The organism is Rhodohalobacter sp. 614A (genome assembly GCF_021462415.1).
Taxonomy (GTDB): domain Bacteria; phylum Bacteroidota; class Rhodothermia; order Balneolales; family Balneolaceae; genus Rhodohalobacter.
Genome location: NZ_JAKEDS010000001.1, coordinates 606,141 through 625,445 on the forward strand (window position 1 = coordinate 606,141; position 19,305 = coordinate 625,445).

At 42.1% G+C, this 19,305-nt stretch carries 12 protein-coding genes; 10 read left to right on the forward strand and 2 right to left on the reverse strand.

Translation table 11 applies throughout. The annotated features are described in order from the left end of the window. Positions 1–95: 95 nt before the first annotated feature. From L0B18_RS02335 to L0B18_RS02380, 10 genes are all read left to right on the forward strand, one after another. Entirely contained in the window at positions 96–1,439 is a 1,344-nt protein-coding gene (locus tag L0B18_RS02335; RefSeq protein WP_234567540.1) for an NAD(P)/FAD-dependent oxidoreductase, read from the forward strand. A 399-nt stretch (positions 1,440–1,838) separates the two neighbouring features. Further along, a complete protein-coding gene (locus tag L0B18_RS02340) occupies positions 1,839–3,233 on the forward strand; it encodes an oxygenase MpaB family protein (RefSeq protein WP_234567541.1) in 1,395 nt (464 codons plus the stop codon). A gap of 4 nt (positions 3,234–3,237) precedes the next feature. Beyond that, complete coding sequence (locus L0B18_RS02345) at positions 3,238–4,089, forward strand: methyltransferase domain-containing protein (protein ID WP_234567542.1); 852 nt, start codon at positions 3,238–3,240, stop codon at positions 4,087–4,089. Between the two features lie 6 nt (positions 4,090–4,095). After that, complete coding sequence (locus L0B18_RS02350; RefSeq protein ID WP_234567543.1) at positions 4,096–9,492, forward strand: trifunctional serine/threonine-protein kinase/ATP-binding protein/sensor histidine kinase; 5,397 nt, start codon at positions 4,096–4,098, stop codon at positions 9,490–9,492. Beyond that, positions 9,470–9,850 carry a response regulator gene (locus L0B18_RS02355; protein ID WP_234567544.1) on the forward strand — a complete coding sequence of 127 codons (381 nt, stop codon included), beginning with the start codon at positions 9,470–9,472 and terminating at the stop codon, positions 9,848–9,850. Before L0B18_RS02350 ends, L0B18_RS02355 begins: the two co-directional genes overlap by 23 nt. Before the next feature lie 168 nt (positions 9,851–10,018). Beyond that, positions 10,019–14,011, forward strand: a complete 3,993-nt coding sequence (locus L0B18_RS02360) for a sensor histidine kinase (RefSeq protein ID WP_234567545.1) — start codon at positions 10,019–10,021, stop codon at positions 14,009–14,011. A 12-nt stretch (positions 14,012–14,023) separates the two neighbouring features. Continuing rightward, positions 14,024–14,410 (forward strand): response regulator, encoded by a 387-nt coding sequence (locus tag L0B18_RS02365; protein WP_234567546.1) that lies wholly within the window; start codon positions 14,024–14,026, stop codon positions 14,408–14,410. 281 nt (positions 14,411–14,691) lie between these two features. Next, entirely contained in the window at positions 14,692–16,587 is a 1,896-nt protein-coding gene (locus tag L0B18_RS02370; RefSeq protein ID WP_234567547.1) for a GAF domain-containing sensor histidine kinase, read from the forward strand. Between the two features lie 11 nt (positions 16,588–16,598). Continuing rightward, positions 16,599–16,985: a response regulator gene (locus tag L0B18_RS02375; RefSeq protein ID WP_234567549.1), complete on the forward strand. Its 387-nt coding sequence runs from the start codon at positions 16,599–16,601 to the stop codon at positions 16,983–16,985. 5 nt (positions 16,986–16,990) lie between these two features. Next, on the forward strand, positions 16,991–18,166 hold the full coding sequence (locus L0B18_RS02380; RefSeq protein ID WP_234567550.1) for a PP2C family protein-serine/threonine phosphatase: 1,176 nt from the start codon (positions 16,991–16,993) through the stop codon (positions 18,164–18,166). A gap of 124 nt (positions 18,167–18,290) precedes the next feature. On the opposite strand, the gene L0B18_RS02385 is transcribed toward L0B18_RS02380, so the two are convergent. Together L0B18_RS02385 and L0B18_RS02390 are read right to left on the reverse strand one after the other, a co-directional pair. Beyond that, positions 18,291–18,641 carry a hypothetical protein gene (locus L0B18_RS02385; protein WP_234567551.1) on the reverse strand — a complete coding sequence of 117 codons (351 nt, stop codon included), beginning with the start codon at positions 18,639–18,641 and terminating at the stop codon, positions 18,291–18,293. Between the two features lie 90 nt (positions 18,642–18,731). Next, the gene (locus L0B18_RS02390) at positions 18,732–19,241 is read right to left on the reverse strand and encodes a SixA phosphatase family protein (RefSeq protein ID WP_234567552.1); all 510 of its coding nucleotides are present in this window, start codon (positions 19,239–19,241) and stop codon (positions 18,732–18,734) included. Positions 19,242–19,305 lie beyond the last annotated feature (64 nt).

A 19,305-nucleotide genomic window follows, 5' to 3' on the forward strand; every position in this document is an offset into this window, starting at 1 on the left:
TTTAGCATTCGCTATTCCTCTGCAGATATAATCCTTCACATTTTAAACGGAGTGGGTATATTTCTTCACATTCTACGAAATAACTCACTCTGTTTATGATTCTCCCTGTTTCTTCATCTTCCGAAAAACACCCTTCCATTAAAGATACCGTTGTTATCGGCGGCGGACTGATGGGCAGTTCTGCGGCTTGGCATCTTTCAAATCAAGGTGAGAATGTAATCTTAATTGAACAGCAGGATTCCAATTATACTTTTGGATCCAGTTTTGGCGAGGCACGAATTGCAAGAAGCCTCGGCGTTAAAAACGATATCTTTTCTTACCTGCACAATCGGAGTGTTACGGAGACAAAAAAACTTGTTCAGTTCTTAAATGACAAAGAGGGAAATGATCGTCACAAGATGGAAGATATCTATACTACTTCGCCGGTCACATATATTTATTACAAATCCCGGGAGGAAACTGTACACAGCCTGATTGAAAACCAGGACGATCCAATTGAATATGCGACGTCCGTTGAAGAAGCTTCCAAAAAATTTGGAATGTCTTTACCCGATTCGGCTTTAGTCCTGCGTGAGTTCAAACAATACTCGGGGACAATGAATCCAAAGGAATTGATCGGAAAATTGCATGTTGGGATTCAGCATCATGGAAACGCAGTCTGGTATAATCAAAAAATAACTGCTTTACGCAGAAATAAAGATCTTTTTGAGATTGAAATGAAACACACCAAAACCGGCGAATCAAAAACAATTCTGTGCAAAAAAATGGTTTCTGCCGCCGGGCCCTATACCGGAAAATTGCTAAATGAAATTGCGCCCCGGTTTGATCAAATAATTACGCCAAAACGCGTATTTCTTGTTTTCCTGAAGATTGATCCGGCTAAATATGAAAGGCTTTCACCCGATCAAAAACAGAAAATAAAAGAGTTTTATCCTGTTTTGGATTTTACTTCAGATCTCGTGTTCTCAATGATCGAAAAAATAGATGGTGACGGCGTGCCAATCATTAAGATCGGCGGTCATTTAATCCGTAAAGATTTCACAAACCTGGATACCGTTTGGCAAAAAGATCTAACAAAAGAGGAGAAGAACTGGGGGTTACAAAGCACATTCAACTATTTACAACAATTGAATATCCCTGTCGGCAAAGCAGACCTGAACTGTCTGGATGGTTACTCTTGCGTCTATTCATTGACGGCATCCGAAATCCCTATTGTAACAAATATAGTCGCCGATGACAGTCAGCCAGATCCAAATCTTGTTGTGCTTGGCGGAATGTCCGGCGTGGGAGCAAAAGGGGCTATGACATACGGACTTATCGCCGCAAATCTTCTACTTCAAAAAGAGGAGGATTCATTGATGTATCAGCTCACTAAAAAAATGTTAAGAGAGTCTGGAGAGACTTCTGACACACCTGCTTCGTGGTTTATTAACTCATAAAACAATTGAAGGCAGAAAAAATAAAGGTGTAAAATAAAGAGGGGCAACAACATAGACTGCCGGTTTATGATTGAAAAATTCAGAATGAATTTTTGTTTTCAAAAAGCAAAAAAAAACATGTATATATGTGTGGGGACTTTCTGGTAGAATTCTTCAAAAAAAAGCTTTATTAAATTTTAATCTGGGGTGATAAGTGTGTCAGGGTCAAACTCCTTTATCAATGATTAAATGCATATCACTTTGATAGGGTGTTGTACATAAAAACTCAAAAAAATAGTGCTCATAAAAGATAGCGTGTGATAATAAGCACTATTTCACTATAGGTATTGCTGAAGTTCAACTCCAGGCAGAATCAAACTTCATGCAGGTCATTTCAGCTAATCAATAAATAGGGAAAACATGGAAAAAACTGTACCTCAATTTCTCTGGAATGGGATTGATTTGGAAGCCCTCCGCCTCGTAATGGACCAGCCGTGTGATGATGCCGTTGCCTCTGTATTTGAGTCAAAATCAATGCGGCATCTGGCAACAATATTAAAAGAAATGGCAGCGAATGACGACTTTGTTTCGGATGAGCTTCCTCCTGCTATGCACGATTTTGTAACACAGGAACTACAGATTGTTTTCTCGGACGAAGACATCAGGATGTTTAAACAGACACACACCATCTGGCAGGAACACGGTATGAAGTTTGTTTTCATCCTCTTTTTCAGGGCATTGCCGTATACCTACATGGCAGAAAAACCGGCAAATGTTTTGCGAATGACCAAGCTGCTTGAAACCCAAACAGAAAGACGCGTGATTGAAACGGCCCAATTTGTCTTTGATGTGATGGAGAAAAACTGGTGGAAACCTGATAAAAGAGGAATTCTGACCGCACTTAAAGTCCGAATCATGCATTCTGCTATGCGCCACATCATTCTGGATTCAGGAATGCAGGGAGAAACCTGGATTGATGACTGGGGCAAGCCAATCAGCCAGGAAGACCTGATAGCCACAAACCAGGTTTTTTCTCTTGAATTTTTTAAAGGCATGGCCATGATGGGCCAGCCACTAACCGCTGAGGAACAGAAAGCGTGGTTTCATACCTGGAAGACGATTGCAAAAATTATGGGGGTTCAGGAAAACCTTATTTGCGATACCGTTGAGGAAGCCTGGGACCTCCAGCACGCCATTTATGCTCACCTGTTTAATGACAAAACCCATTCAGGTATTGCACTTGCAAAAGCTTTGGTTGAGACGATGCATCAGTTTCATATGCCGGAAAAACTTGCCCTTTTCCTGATGAAGACGATGCTGGCCGATGATCAGTTTCCCGACTGTTTTGAACGCATGCTGGGACCAAGCTATGCAGAAGCTCATCCTGAACTATTCGTAAAACATGATTCACTGGCTGCAGAAGAAAAGCACAAAAAAGAGGTATTACAGAAGCAGTTGCACGCGCATGCCATGGATTACTATCAAACGATTAAGGAAAAAAAATCCTCCCTCAAAAAAACAGATGCTCAAATTGGATTTTTACTGTTCATTCTTAATTGGTTATTGAGTCTTTTTGGTGTGGATAACAATAAACTCCATCGGATTGATATTGAGTTAGAACTGCTCCACAACATCCTGCATGATGCTGAAACCGGCGAGCCGCTTGAAGAAATTGAAGAAGAATCCATTGTAGAGTTAATTACCATATTCGGCGGTATCATAGTTTCCATTTTGTCTGTCCATTTCCGCGAAGGCAAAGAATCGGGTTTTCGCATACCAAAAGATTTGCAGGAAAACTGGGCTCTAAAGGGATAAGCGTATGATGGATTTCGAATACAAAAAATCGATTATAAATTATTACGATGCCACCCAGCTCGATTACCGGATTTTGTGGTTCAGGGAAAAAAACCGGTCGGTTCACTTTGGCTATTACGACCAGGATATAAGCAACCACGGTGAAGCCCTTCTAAATATGAACAAAGTGATGGCGCAGAAATCAGGTGTTAAATCCGGTGACCTGATCCTGGACGCCGGCTGCGGACAAGGCGGCAGTTCTGTTTGGCTGGCTGAACATTTTGACGTGCATGTGACCGGAATAACCCTGGTCCCGCACCAGGTTTTAAAAGCACAAAAACACGCTGAAAAAAGTAAAATCAATCATCGCGTTTCTTTCTTTGAAAAAGACTACACAAATACCGGTTTTGAAGATGAATCATTTACACTGATCTGGGCCTGCGAAAGCCTGTGCCACGCGCTCAACAAGATCGATTTTTACAAAGAAGTATACCGCTTGCTAAAACCCGGCGGCCGGCTGATTTGTGCCGAATATTTCAGGTCAAACCGACCTTTGGCTCCTGAGGGAGAAAAACTGCTCCATGAATGGCTGAACGGCTGGTCCATCAAAGATATCGATACGGTAGAAGAGCATAAAAAAAATGCAACTCAATGCGGGTTTAAAGATATTCGGATTGAGGACATTACAGAATTTACCAAGCCATCTCTCGAATATCTTCATTCAATGTCGCGAAAGCTGTGGAATGTGGGCAGGATTTTGAGAAGAATCGGGCTTCGTAATCATATAAACCATGGAAATCATTACAGCTCTATTAAACAGTACGAAGCATTGAATAACGATTTGTGGCATTACGGTTTGCTCTCAATGAAAAAATAAGTATAGATGGCCAATCCGCAGAAACATACACTCCTGAAAGATTACAAGGTGTCTAAAACCCTTGTTCGTACGGATCATTACGAGATTTTTTCAGGCAAACGAGTTTCAGATGAAAAGGAGGTCATCCTGAAGCAATCTGTACTCCAGAATGGAGACCTTTCCGGGGTATCGAAATTAGGCCATGAGTACGAGATTATGAGAGATCTTGATCACTCCGGAATCCCCAAAGTGTATGACTTTTTGTTTGATGGAAATACGGCAATACTTGTTGAGGAATATATTGACGGCAGAGACCTGAAAAGTTTAACGTTCAAATCGAAATTGGGGTACAGCAAAGTACTGAACCTTGCCATTGATCTCGCAGGAATTCTCGATTATTTACATGAACATTCTGTCATTCATAAAGATCTTTCTCCGGGAAATATTATCCTTTCCGAAGACGGCTGTATAAAACTGCTGGATTTTGGCATTTCCTCCAATCTCTACTCTGAGGCCAATGAGATGCTGAATGTAGACAAAATTGAAGGCACTCTGAATTATATCTCTCCCGAACAAACCAGCCGAACTGTTTATACCGTCACGCACAGTTGCGATTTCTACTCCTTTGGAATCTTGCTCTACGAATTACTTGCGGGCAAACTTCCCTTCGACTCCATTGACCCGCTTGAGGTGATCCATTTCCATCTGTCCCGAAAACCTCTGCCTTTATCTACCATTTTACCCGATTTACCGAGCGGACTTGAACAAGTGGTTTTTAAGCTTTTGGAGAAAAACCCGGATGACCGGTATCACAGCGCAGCTGGAATCAAAACAGATTTGGAACTGATTAAAAAACACCATGAATCAGGCAAACCTCTAACGGATTTCAAAGCAGGTTTAAATGATATCACGGTTAAGTACAAACAGACCCAAAAACTGTATGGGCGCGAAAATGAAATTGAAGAACTAACAGGCTATTACGATAACCTTGACAAGGTAAAATCGATGATGGCGATGGTTTCCGGTTATTCGGGCGTTGGAAAATCAGCCCTGATCAGACAGGCAAAAATTCCAATTATTCAGAATCATGGCACATTCATCAGCGGCAAATTCGACCAGCTCAAAAAAGACATTCCGTATTACGCTTTTATTGAAGCTATCAAAGAGTTTATCAAGAACCTGTTGTCGGAGCCGGAAGATAAAATTGAAGCCTGGAAACACCGCATCATTTCTGTTTTGGGAGAAAATGCCGGATTGATTACCGAAGTCATTCCCCAACTATCACTTATAATCGGCGATCAACCGGCGGTGGCAAAATTACAACCGGCCGAACAGGAAGCGCGATTCAATATGGTGCTTCTCGATTTTATCTACTCATTCAGCACTTCAAAAAGTCCGCTGGTGATTTTTTTAGATGACCTCCAATGGTCCGACTGGTCATCGTTGAATCTGATGAAACGAATTCTTGAAAATCCCAGGGAAGACAGCATCATGCTGATCGGCGCATATCGGGATAATGAAATACACCAAGGCCACCCGTTGATGATTACGTTAAAACAAATCAGCGAATCGAAAGATGTGGTTAAGCTTATTCATCTCGAGCCGTTAACGCTGGAAACTACCATTCGGATTACGGCCGATTCTTTCGGGATGTCTGTAGAAATGGCTGAAGAACTTGGAACCCATGTGTTCAGCAAAACCAAAGGAAATCCGTTTTTTATACACAGTTTTCTGAAATCACTTTTTGACAAGAATCTTGTCCAATATGATCCGGCAACCAACTGGACATGGAATCGGGAAGAAATTGAAGAGCTGGAATACACAGCCAACGTTATTGATTTAATGACCAAAGGGCTGACCGGGCTTCCAAAATTCACCCAGAAAGTATTGCAATATGCAGCTGTTTTGGGAAATACATTCAGTTTAGCTGATCTCTCTGATATCATTGAAAAAAGTGAATCGGAGGTTTACGCTGCCCTCAAGCCGGCCATTAAAGAAGGATACATCCGTTCGATAGATCTGAATTACCGAACACTGGCATTGCGATCTTTTCATGAAAAAGCCGAAACTCTTCCAAATGAAATTGTACAATTTTCCTTCAGCCACGATAAGGTTCAACAGGCTGCATACAATTTAATTTCAGAGATAGAAAGGCCGTTTGTCCATCTTAAAACCGGTCGGCAACTCTTGCAAAACCGGGACGAGTCGCAGTTGCATGATGACATTTTTGAAGTGATGAACCACTTTGTTTTCAGTTCGGATTTGATTGAAGACAAAACGGAAAAGCTAAAAATCACAGAACTCTGCTTGATCGCCGGCAGAAAAACCAAAGATTCTAACTCGTACAGTCTTGGAGTGCGGTTTTTAACAATGGGCAAAGAGTTGCTCGGAAACAACAGCTGGGCTGATCATTACGAGCTGACATACAACATTTTAATAGAGTTGGGAGAGTGCGAATATTTAAATGACAATCCCACGGAGGCCGAAAAATACTTCGAAGAGTTACTGGATTATTCAAAAACCAGGTTCGAAAAATTAAAAGTCTATTACATCCATTCATCACTCTATTTGAAAATTGGAAATTCTTCAAAATCTCTTCGCCTGGGGCTTGAAGCTGCAAAATTATATAACATTCGCTTTCCGAAAAATAAGAAAGCCATCCAGGCGGCAACGGCTGTACAACTGGCAAAATATCTGTTCCTGTTTTCGACCAAATACAGGCGGCCCGAAAGTCTGTTCCATTTAAAAGATTGTACGGATGAGGAACTGATTGTCCTCAATAAATTCCTTATCGATTTATCGACAAGTGCTTACCAGCAGGATCAAAATTTGATGATGCTCGTAATCTTTAAGATCATCGACCAGTACATTGAGCATGGATTTACGGATGCCAGTTGCTGGGGATTTTCAGGCTTCTCGGTTGTGGTTTTGTCGGCATTAAAAATGCAAAAAAGAGGGTTTAACATTTGGGATATCACCCTTAAGCTGCACCAGCGAACAAAATCACCACTTATTAAATGGCGATTGAGTTATACCGTCCTGTGCTTTTATCACCACTGGCGTCATCCCATTCGGGATGCATACGATAAAATGCTGGACCTCATAAAAGCGTGTGTGCTGAACGGGGATCAAATTTTTACAAGCTATTCTGTAGCACTTTATCTGAGGGCAAGAATTAATGCGGGTGAAAACCTGAATGAGATATTGGAAAGTTCTGACGACCACATCGCCCTGACCAAAAATTCAAAGGGTGGCTTCGATTTTTTTGAATGCTTCTATCAAATGGCAAAAGCATTAAACGGCCAAACCTCTCAGGATAGTTGGGACGATGATTCGTTTAATGGGTCAGAAACTCAAAAAAGACTGGAAAAAGAAGGAAACAGAACAAAACTCGGTTTTTTCCATTCGGCCAAATGCAACTATTTGTATCTGAACGAAAACTACCGCGAAGCTCTGAAAGAGAGCGAAGTAGTCCTGAAATATGTAGATAATTTCGTTGGCGATGAACAGGAATTCTCCTATGCTTTTTATACTTCTCTTTCGATTTCTTCCTGCTACAAAAGTTTGAATGAAGGTGATAAGAGGAAATACCTAAAGGTGTTTAAGAGTCACCTGAAAGACATGAAAATGTGGGCCGAAGGGTGCCCTGAAAACTTTAGCCAGCATTATCATTTAATGAAGGCTGAACTCTTCTCAATCCAGAACAAGTTTGAACAAGCCCTGCAATCGTATGAAAAAACGATACAACTGGCCGGTGAAAATCGCTTCAGGCATATCGAAGGCATTGCAAATGAAAGAGCAGCAACGTTTTGTCTGGATGCCGGCCTTGAAAACCAAAGTCGTTTTTATGTTGAAGCGGCCTGGAATGCTTATCAACGTTGGGGGGCACATACAAAATGCAAAAAGCTGGAAAAAATGTATCCGGACTTTTTGCGGGATAAAGCCGTACAAGAAAACCCCGGAAAAAGCGGGGAGTCAACCACATCTACTTCCAGTACATCTGAACTGGACCTGGCAAGTGTTCTGAAAGCCTCTCAAAGTATTTCCAGCCAGGTAAAATATGATGACCTGCTGAATAACCTAATGCACATCACCATTGAAAACGCAGGCGCTGAAAGAGGGTGCCTGGTACTCGAGAGAGACCATCAGCTCTGTATAGAAGCCATTGGCATTTCGGGTTCAGACATCATTGAGATTTATCCCTCAATACCCCTCAGCGAAATGAAAATTATGCCCGAATCCATTTTAAATTATTGCTGGAGAACGGAAGAATCTGTAGTACTTGATAATGCTCAAACGGAGGAGCAATTTGGTTCTGATCCCTATTTCCGGGAAAACGAAGTTCTTTCGGTAATGTGTTTGCCCATTACAGCGGTTGGGAAAAGTATCGGCTTGCTGTATCTCGAAAATAGCCTGATCAAAGGAGTGTTTAACAAAAACAGGATTGAACTCATGCAAATGCTTTCCGGCCAGATAGGTATCTCTATCGAAAATGCCGAACTCTACAGCGATATGGAAATGCGGGTTGAACAGCGGACAGAAGAGTTGAAGAAAAAGAACAAGCAGATTGAAGAACAAAATGATACGCTGAAAGAAACCTTAGAAAAATTAAAGGCTACGCAAAACCAGCTGATCCATTCTGAGAAAATGGCTTCGCTTGGAGAACTCACGGCGGGCATCGCGCATGAAATCAAGAATCCGCTCAATTTTGTAACCAACTTTTCGGAACTGAGCAGGGAGCTTCTTGAGGAAATGAAAGAAGAGTTAGAGCAGGGAAATCCTGACGAGGCGATGCAGATTACTGAAGAGATTTTGAGCAGCCTCACGAAAATTAATGAACATGGAAAACGGGCCGACAGCATTGTAAAATCGATGCTGCAACACTCCCGAAAAGGCAGCGGAAAGATGGCTAAAAACGATCTCAACGCCATCATTAAAGAGTATGTAAACCTGGCCTTTCATGGAATGCGTGCGGGTTCTGAACCAATTAATGTTGATATCGATCTGGATCTGGATGATTCGATTGGGGAAATAAAGTTGATCGCAGAAGATTTCAGCCGGGTAATTTTGAATCTTTGCAATAATGCGTTTGACGCCATGCGAGAGAAGCTATCCGGAAATCATGATCAAAATTATAGGCCAAAACTCTCGATAAAAACATTTCAAAAAAACTCCAATATCTTCATCGAAATTCAGGACAACGGCCTTGGAATTCCAGACGATATCAAAGACAAAATCCTGCAGCCTTTTTTTACCACAAAGAAAGGAACCGCTGGTACCGGGCTTGGACTTTCCATTACCAATGACATCATCAAAGCTCATGGAGGTGTATTGGAAATTGAGACCCAACAAAATGAATTCACACGATTTACCATTCAATTAAACCTTAAAACAAACACGTATGAAGTTTCTAGTAGTAGATGACGAACAAGATGTAGAAATACTTTTTCGACAGCGATTCAGAAAAGAAGTTCGGCAGGGTCTTCTGGAACTTGAGTTTGCATTTTCCGGTCAGCAAGCCCTGAATATTTTACAGAGCAAGGAGCCACCGGATGTAGTCTATATATTTTCGGATATCAATATGCCGGGAATGTCGGGCCTGGAACTTCTGGAAAAAGTCAAAACCCGATTTCCGCAGATCCAGGTCAGTATGATTTCGGCATATGGTGATAATGAAAACTATAAAAAGGCGATTAATTCCGGAGCCAAAGAATTTTTCACCAAACCGATTGATTTTGGATCATTGAAGCAGGAAGTAAATCAAATACTGGAAGAAGGGTAAAACAAGCTTGTAAAAAGAATTCATTAATATTTGAATTGACAAATCGCCTGGAAATTGAGAAATACATCCAGATGAATATGCATGAACCCGGCTGTTAATTCCATTCACTTTTTAAACAGGGCAATCTATGATGACTCAGAATAAATACTTTAAATATGGAGAGATGGTATGCTGAAGAACAATCAAATACTACCTTTACACACACTATTGTCAGGATTTGTTCTCGCCATATTTTTTTTGATTCAACCCTCGCCTGTCCTTGCCCAAAGTGAAGACGCGCCAACTTCGCTGCTTTCCACAGAAGCTCCCACACTTCGCTTTGAACATCTGAAAGTCGGCGATGGTCTTGCGCAAGGAAGTGCCAACACCATTACGCAAGACAGCCGGGGATATATTTGGATTACCACACAAAGCGGCCTTCACCGATACGATGGCTACGAATTTAAAGTCTACAATTACACCGCCTTTGATTCCACTTCACTATCTGAAGGATGGGTATGGGCGGTCGAAGAATCCGATAACGGAGATCTTTGGGTCACAACAAATTCCGGCGGGCTCAATCGGATGGACAGGGCTACCGGAACTTTCAAACATTACGTGCACGATCCTGATGATTCAACAAGTATTTCAAGCGACTGGACCCAGTTTATTCATGAAGATAGTAATGGAGATTTATGGGTAACCACGCAAAGAGACGGACTGAACCGCATGCGTTCTGGTAATGACGGACATTTTGAGAAATTCCGGCACGATCACGATGATTCTTCAACAGTATCGAGTGATGTTCTAACAAGTATTGAAGAAGATTCCGAAGGAAATATCTGGATAGGAAGTGCAAATGGTTTAAATCGAATCAATCCTGAAACGGATGAAATTACCCGGTTTCTTTTCGAACCAGATGCGCCGGAACGCTACGGCACTCCTTATAATATAAATGACATCTATCACTCTCCGAATGAACCCGGAATCCACTGGCTCACTACCGGAAACGGATTGGTTCGGTTAAACAGCATAACGGGAGAGTCCGAACGCTTTCTTATTGAACCCAACAATGGTGATGATATAAATCCTCAAAATTTCATTCATGAAATTGTTCCGGACCCAAATCTGGATGGAGTTTTTTGGGTGGCCGGTCCGGGTACAGGCGTTGCCCGGTTTGATGTTCGTACTGAAGAATTCACGAAATACCGCCACGATCCGAGAGACCCCAACAGCCTTGCAGAAGATTATGCCCAATCCATTTTTGCTGATCGATCCGGTACCATTTGGGTTGGCTATGTCTCTGAAGGAATCAGCTCTTTCAACCCCGGGGCTGTAAATTTCTCTCATCTCCGCCACAATCCTGACGATCCCCAAAGCCTTTCGCCGGGTATCGTTTGGGGCATTTACGAAGACAGCTTTGGAACCCTTTGGGTTTCTACCGATGAAGGGCCGAATACTCGCTATTTAACCCAGTATAACCCCGCTGATGGAATTTTTAAATATCATCAATTCGATGCTAATAACGACAATACGCTTCTTCCCGGACTGAACTGGAAATTTACTGAAGATGAGGCGGGTGGCTTTTGGATTGCGGGGAATGTCGGGTTAAGCCGTTTAGACAGAGCTACAGGTCGGGTCACCAGATTCCGGCAGGAGGATGGACGCAGCAATAATATCTTTGATTTGCAACCCACCCAAAGTAACGGCAGGCAGTTGTGGGTTGGAAATGTTGGCGGTTTGGATCTTTTTGATACCGAAACAGAAGTTTTTACTAAAATAAATATTGCCCCGGAAGGCCATGAAAATGAACCGGTTGTAATTGATATCTATGAAGATTCTGAAAACCAGATTTTATGGCTTGGTACGGCTTCAGGCCTTGTCCGATATGACATGCTGGCAAAGACATCCGAAGCGTTCTCATACAATCCATCCGACACAACGACCATCAGCGATAATGTAGTTTTCGGGATTATTCCGGATTCCGATCCCAGTATTTTATGGCTGGCCACTCAGAGTTCCGGCCTCAACCGGTTCGATACCAAAACAAATATTGCCACACATTTTACAAAAGCAGATGGACTGGCAGACGATCATATCTACGGTTTGCTTAAAGATGAAAACGGAACTCTTTGGATGAGTTCAAATGGCGGAATCACCAATTTTGACCCGGAAACTTATACCATTCGAAACTACGGTCTTGATGACGGTTTGATTGCTCTCGAATACAATCAAAATGCCTATTTCAAAAACTCAAAAGGTGTTCTCTATTTTGGAAGCTCGAAGGGTGTAACGGCATTTGAACCGGAACAACTCAAGATCAACGAAACTCCTCCGCAAGTTACAATATCAGATTTCAGGCTTTTTAATCGCTCACTGCCTGTAGGCCCTGATTCCCCGCTAAAGCAAGACCTTTCAGAGACAGACTTAATTACCCTAAAACATAATCAAAACGAAATTACCATCGATTATGTAGCCCTGCATTTTGCCAACTCCAACAGAAACCGTTATCAATATCAACTGGAAGGATTTGATGAAGACTGGGTGGATGCCGGCACTCAGCGGTCGGCCACGTATACCAACCTCTCTCCGGGCGATTATACTTTTCGCGTTCAAGCCTCCAATTCCGATGGCATCTGGAATGAAGACGGAACCACCCTCAACCTGTCTATACTTCCGCCGTGGTATCGAACCTGGTGGGCTTATGGACTTTTTGCCTGCATGTTCGGCTTCGTGGTTTTTGGAGTAGACCGGGCGCAACGTAAACGTTTGAGTAAAAAAGAAAGCGAACGTGCAGCCCTGCGCGAAGCGGAACTTCGTGCCGAGGCCGAAAACAAACGCCGGGCCGATACGGAGCAGCTCAGTAAAATCGGGCAAACAATTACATCTACCCTTTCTGTCGATGAAATTATTGAAACCGTTTACGAAAATGTAAATGCATTGATGGATGCCGCAATCTTTGGAGTTGGCATCTACAATAAACCCAAAAACCGGCTCGACTTCCCCGCCACAAAAGAAAAGGGTAAAATGCTTCCCGCTTATTCTTACAAGTTGGATGAGGATTCGCGCCTTGCGGTTTGGTGTTTTAAAAACAAGAAAGAAATCATTATTGGAGACTTTGCCAACGAGTACACGAAATATGTGGAGGAATACAAACAACCCGTGGAAGGAGATTTTTCCGATTCGGTTATTTATCTGCCACTTATCCACCAGGGACAAGTGATTGGAGTCATCACCACGCAAAGTTTCAAGAAAAATGCATATACCGAATATCACATAAACCTCCTTCGAAACCTGGCTACCTATGCTGCTATCGCTTTGGATAACGCTTCAGCCTACCGGCAGTTAAATGCCACATTAAGCGAACTGAAAACAACACAAAACCAGCTTGTTCAACAGGAAAAACTGGCGTCACTCGGGCAACTTACTGCCGGGATTGCGCACGAGATCAAAAATCCGTTAAACTTCGTGAATAACTTCTCGGACCTGAGTCTTGAATTGGTAGAAGAAGCAAGAGACGAAGTAAAGGAAAATCTGACGGATGACACTCAAGAGCTGACAGCCATTTTAGACGACCTCGAAATCAATCTCCGGAAAATCTTTGAACATGGTACCCGGGCCGATAGTATTGTTAAATCCATGCTCCTGCATTCGCGGGGCGGAAGCGGCGAGATGGCAAGTACGGACCTGAACGCGTTGATAAAAGAATATGCGAACCTTGCATTTCACGGGATGCGGGCGAGTAAGGAGCCTATCAATGTAGATATTGAACTTGATCTGGGTGAAAATCTAGGAAATGTAAATTTAATCGCTGAAGATTTTAGCCGCGTCATTCTGAATCTCTGTAACAATGCCTTTGATGCAATGAGAGAAAAACTGGCCGCCGACAGCCTGCATTCTTCAGATAAACTTAAGGATAATTACGAGCCTAAATTATCTGTTCGTACACGGAAAAAGGATACAGATATCATCATCGAAATTGAAGACAACGGTCCCGGAATCCCGGATGAAATCAAAGACAAAATCCTGCAGCCCTTTTTTACTACCAAAAAAGGAACGGCCGGTACCGGTCTTGGGCTTTCCATCACGCATGATGTGATAAAAGCCCACGGCGGAGTTTTGGATGTGGAGTCGAAAGAAAATGAATTTACACGATTCGTTATTCACCTAAATAAATCATAAACACACACAGATATGAAATTTTTAGTTGTAGATGATGAACAAGATGTAGAAATACTTTTCCGGCAACGTTTTAGAAAAGAAATCCGGCAGGGACTTATTGAACTGGAATTTGCTTTTTCGGGGGAAGAAGCCTTAAACCGGGTACGAAGTACAAAACCGCCGGATGTAGTTTATATCTTTTCGGATATCAATATGCCGGGAATGTCGGGCCTTGACCTGCTGGATGAAGTAAAATCAGACTATCCTCATATTCATGTAAGTATGATTTCGGCATATGGTGACGATGAAAATTACAAAAAGGCAATCAACTCCGGCGCTAAAGAATTTTTTACCAAACCGATTGATTTTGATTCGCTGAAAAAAGAAGTGCATAAACTTCTGGAAGAAAAAGAAAATTGACAACCTGCTTCAAAATATACACTGACAATGCCCCTCTAAAGGGATAATCATGAATTTTAAAAAGCGATTCCCAAATTGATCAAAAATGTGTATTTACATTCATATTCGATTAGGCTGGTGCATGTAATCGCTAAAACATTTGTATAGGGGTATCTATAAAATCGAAGACCATGGGACAGGTATTCCTGATGAAATTTGAGGCAAGATTATGTAATTGTTTTTACCACCTTGGTACTATCATGAGAGTGACGTTCAATCAATTTTAATTTTAAAAGTTTCGAATGGCAGGAAGTTCTGAAATATCAAAAAAACTGGAGCAGCGCGAAGCAGAAATCGAAGTCATTAACAGCGTTCAGAAGGGCATTCTTGCAAAAAAGGAAATGCAGGAGATTTATGATTTGGTCGGTGAAAAAGTACGTTTCGTTTTTGATGCCCAGGTTGTTGGAATTGGTACATTTAATCATGAAACCAACACAGAATATATAAGCCACCTTTACGAAGAAGAACAACTTCATGATATTCCTCCCCGTCCCATAGACAATCTTCGAAAGCGCCTCATTGATACAGGAGAAGTAATACTGATCAATGAAAATGCCGATGATGCATGGAGAGAAATTACCGGTGAAGAACCAACCGTTGCCAAAGGTACAAAGCCTACAAAATCAGCTTTATACGTGCCTATGGCTGCAGGCGACACGGTTTTTGGCTACATCACTTTGCAGAATCTTGATCGTGAGCATGCTTTTAGTGATTCCGATGTCCGGTTACTAAGCACCATGGCAAATAGTATCAGCATGGCATTGGAGAATGCCCGGCTTTTTAATGAAGCTACAAGACTTTTAGCTGAAACCGAGCAGCGTGCTACCGAGCTTCAAACCGTTAACCGGATCAGCCAGGCGCTGGTATCTCAACTTGAGCTTGACGCTCTTATTAAACTCGTTGGCGAATTGATGAAGGAGACCTTCAAAGCAGACATTGTATACGTGGCGATGTATGATCGCAAAACGAATCTGATCCGGTTCCCTTATGAATATGGTGATAAGAATGAACCCCGCAAATTTGGTGATGGTTTTACAGAAAAGATTATTACGACCAACCAACCCCTCCTCATCAACAAAGACCTTGAGGAAACACGTGACCAGATGAAAGCCAAACAAATTGGGAAGGTTACATCATCCTTTCTCGGAGTACCTGTTCAAATTGGCGGCCAGACCAACGGCGTAATTAGTGTGCAAAGTACCGAAGAAGAGAACCGGTTTGATGAAAATGATCAGCGGCTTCTCTCAACCATCGCTGCAAATGTGAGTGTGGCGATGCAAAATGCGGATGCTTATCAAAAGCTGCGAAGCGCTTTGGATGATTTGAAAGCCGCCCAGGAACAGCTTGTACAACAGGAGAAACTGGCTTCGCTTGGCCAATTGACTGCCGGAATTGCCCATGAAATCAAAAATCCTCTGAACTTTGTAAATAACTTTTCTGAACTCAGTATCGAATTGATAAACGAAGCAAGGGAGGAATTGCAAAATATCACGATTCCGGAAGATAATTTTGTCCTAGATATTATGAGTGATATTGAAGGAAATCTCACAAAAATTCACGAACATGGAAGCCGTGCAGACGGTATTGTAAAATCGATGCTGCAACATTCGCGTGGCGGCAGTGGCAAGATTGAACCGACGGACATTAACGCACTCATTAAAGAATATGTAAACCTGGCGTTTCATGGGATGCGTGCGAGTAAAAACCCCATAAACGTGGATATTGAACTGAATTTGGATGAAAAAGCAAAAGAAATTCCTTTAATTGCTGAAGATTTTAGCCGGGTGATTTTAAACTTGTGCAACAACGCCTTCGACGCCATGCGGGAAAAATTATTTAACGTTGAAGGTGATTCTCCCGGGGATAATAAATATCTGCCACGTTTACGGGTAAACACAAAACATATCGACGGATACCTGGAAATTGAAATTGAAGATAATGGGCCGGGTATCCCCTCAGAAATTAAAGACAAAGTTTTACAGCCTTTCTTTACAACAAAGAAAGGAAAAGAGGGTACAGGTTTGGGGCTCTCAATAACGAATGATATTGTAAAAGGCCACGGGGGACAAATTGATGTTGAGAGCCAATCCGGTGCTTATACCAAATTTATTGTAACCATACCCTATCACAATCAATAAATGGATTTGATATGAAATTTTTAGTTGTAGATGACGAAAAAGACGTGGAGATGTTGTTCCGTCAGAAATTTCGAAAAGAGATTCGAAGGGGTGAGCTGGATTTTATATTTGCCTTTTCAGGAAAAGAGGCCCTTTCATATCTGAATGGAGCAAACCCGCCCGATGTGGTATACGTTTTTTCGGACATCAATATGCCGGGCATGACGGGTATTGAACTGCTCGAAACCATAAAAACAGATTTCCCGCATATAAATGTGAGCATGATTTCTGCCTACGGAGACGATGACAATTACCATAAGGCCATTGAGTCGGGCGCTAAAGAGTTCTTTACAAAGCCGATTGATTTTGAGTCGTTACGAACTGAAATTTACAACATGTTGAAAAAGCAAAAGGGGTAAGTATTATGATTAATTCTGGGCGAAAAATTCTTGTAGTGGATGATGAACCGGATTTGCAAATGCTGATGATGCAAAAGTTCAGGCATAAAGTTCGTTCAAAGGAGTACGAATTTATGTTCGCAGAGAATGGACGCGATGCACTGGATAAAATTTCAGAACACCATGAAATAGCACTGGTTTTGAGTGATATCAACATGCCTAAAATGGATGGCCTTACCCTTTTGGATGAGCTACAGGGTTTGCAGCGAAGCGACCTCAAAGCCATTATGGTTTCTGCATATGGCGATATGGAGAACATCCGCACGGCTATGAACCGCGGTGCTTATGATTTCGTAACCAAACCAATTGACTTTAACGACCTGGAAACAACCATCGAAAAAACACTGAAGGAAATCGCCCGGATCCAACAGAGCAAAGAGATGGAAGAACAGCTGAGTTCACTCAATTATGACCTGGACATGGCCGCCCGGATTCAGCAAAAAATTCTGAAGCAGGACTTTCCGGTTTACGAAGAAGACACCCGTTTCGACGTTTATGCACATATGATTGCGGCAAAACATGTTGGCGGCGATTTCTACGATTTCTTTAAAGTGGATGATGACAAGTTTGTTTTCTTCATCGGGGATGTTTCGGGTAAAGGAATGCCGGCTTCAATCTACATGGCCGTTTGCCGAACTATGCTGAAATCAATCGGATCGGAAGTTCTCGACCCTGCTGAGTGTATCACCAAAGTCAATAATATGCTGATACCGGAAAGTGATATCACTACTTTTGTTACGGTTTTTTATTGTGTGTTGGATCTCAAAACCGGCGAACTGAGCTACTGTAATGGCGGCCATAATTTGCCATATCTTGTCTCAAAAGAAGGCAAGGTAAAAGAGATGAACGATGTGGGCGGCTTGTTACTGGGTAAATTTGAAGGCGCAAATTATGATAAGACGACCATTCAGTTAGAACCCGGAGATACGATTGTTACATTTACCGACGGAGTAACGGAAGCCGAAAACGACAGTGGCGGGTTTTTTGATGAAGAGCGTGTAATCACTTATCTCGAAAATTCACCGGGCAAAAAACTCAACCCGATTGTAAAAGGGCTGTTCCTGGAAGTGATGAAATTTGCCGGCAGCGCCCCCCAATCGGATGATATCACCGTTCTTGCAACAACGTATGCCGGAAATTAGTGCAAGAGTTTTTTATCCATTCCAGGTTAATAAACTCCAGAATATCATGTTGAATACAGCACCTCTGCCATTCGATCCTGAATCATATTCAGGATGGCTTAATGTCCGATTCTACTCTGCCTGACTATCCTTCTATCTGATGTACTTCTTTCAGAATGGCAGCAGCGTCTTTATCGTTTTGTTGTGCAACCCTGTGTTGCAGATTCGTGATGATATCTGATTCTGCATTTTCAAAAGCCATCTCTTTGGCTTCATTTTCCGTGCCGGTTCTTACGAGGTCGTAAATATCATCCGCCCGGACAATACTGTAGAGTTTGTCATCATTAAAAGCGTGAGAGCGAAGGTCTTCGTACTTCTTGAAGAGATCCGGGAACTGGTGGCTGTCATCTGCCCTGTCAATGACTTCAACATCTTCGGGGCCTGTTGCACTTAACGGGGTTTTCGTGAGATAATAGAATTTTTGCTTGTAGATCATTTTTCAAGTTCGCTTGGAAGTTTATGATGGACTAAATATAAAAATTTTTTGGCGAGATTTTATTTATTCATCTCGAAATCGATCACTAAGCTATTTCAGATCTTTAGGAGAGACAATCCACTTCAAAGCTTTTTTCTCAAACTGAATATTTTTCCAGGAGTCTGTTTCAAACTCAAAACAGGCTATGGTTGCTGTTTTAATCGCTATAGTCAGGGAGCCCGCTGAAAGCTTATCAATTGTATCTTCCGTCATTGGATTATGTCCGACAGTCATCACAATTTCTGAAGAGTCATCGGCATTTCGTATGGCCTCGATGTAGGCTTTCGAACCTTTAAAATAGAGATTCTCGTCCCACTTGATCGTGCTTTCCGGAAGCTCCAGTTCTTGAATCACATTTAAAACCGTGGATTTGGCTCTCGCGGCTGGTGAACTAAAAATTTGGTCCGGTACAAGTTGTAACTCCTTCAGATATTCTCCCATCCGGGGAGCATCTTTCTCTCCGCGTTTGTTTAACGGCCTGTCAAAATCTTTTAGCCCAGGACTGTTCCAGGATGATTTTGCATGACGCATTAAAAGTACTTTTTTAGTTTTTGAACCCATCTTTATTAAGTAATTGGTTGTGATAAGAATTGTACTACTTAATTACTAAATAGGAAAGAGAATG

What these genes read in the sequence shown, in the direction of transcription:
- L0B18_RS02335 (WP_234567540.1), top strand. Translation starts at nt 96, where the DNA reads ATGATTCTCCCTGTTTCTTCATCTTCCGAAAAACACCCTTCCATTAAA.
- L0B18_RS02340 (WP_234567541.1), top strand. Translation starts at nt 1,839, where the DNA reads ATGGAAAAAACTGTACCTCAATTTCTCTGGAATGGGATTGATTTGGAA.
- L0B18_RS02345 (WP_234567542.1), top strand. Translation starts at nt 3,238, where the DNA reads ATGATGGATTTCGAATACAAAAAATCGATTATAAATTATTACGATGCC.
- L0B18_RS02350 (WP_234567543.1), top strand. Translation starts at nt 4,096, where the DNA reads ATGGCCAATCCGCAGAAACATACACTCCTGAAAGATTACAAGGTGTCT.
- L0B18_RS02355 (WP_234567544.1), top strand. Translation starts at nt 9,470, where the DNA reads ATGAAGTTTCTAGTAGTAGATGACGAACAAGATGTAGAAATACTTTTT.
- L0B18_RS02360 (WP_234567545.1), top strand. Translation starts at nt 10,019, where the DNA reads ATGCTGAAGAACAATCAAATACTACCTTTACACACACTATTGTCAGGA.
- L0B18_RS02365 (WP_234567546.1), top strand. Translation starts at nt 14,024, where the DNA reads ATGAAATTTTTAGTTGTAGATGATGAACAAGATGTAGAAATACTTTTC.
- L0B18_RS02370 (WP_234567547.1), top strand. Translation starts at nt 14,692, where the DNA reads ATGGCAGGAAGTTCTGAAATATCAAAAAAACTGGAGCAGCGCGAAGCA.
- L0B18_RS02375 (WP_234567549.1), top strand. Translation starts at nt 16,599, where the DNA reads ATGAAATTTTTAGTTGTAGATGACGAAAAAGACGTGGAGATGTTGTTC.
- L0B18_RS02380 (WP_234567550.1), top strand. Translation starts at nt 16,991, where the DNA reads ATGATTAATTCTGGGCGAAAAATTCTTGTAGTGGATGATGAACCGGAT.
- L0B18_RS02385 (WP_234567551.1), bottom strand. Translation starts at nt 18,641, where the DNA reads ATGATCTACAAGCAAAAATTCTATTATCTCACGAAAACCCCGTTAAGT.
- L0B18_RS02390 (WP_234567552.1), bottom strand. Translation starts at nt 19,241, where the DNA reads ATGGGTTCAAAAACTAAAAAAGTACTTTTAATGCGTCATGCAAAATCA.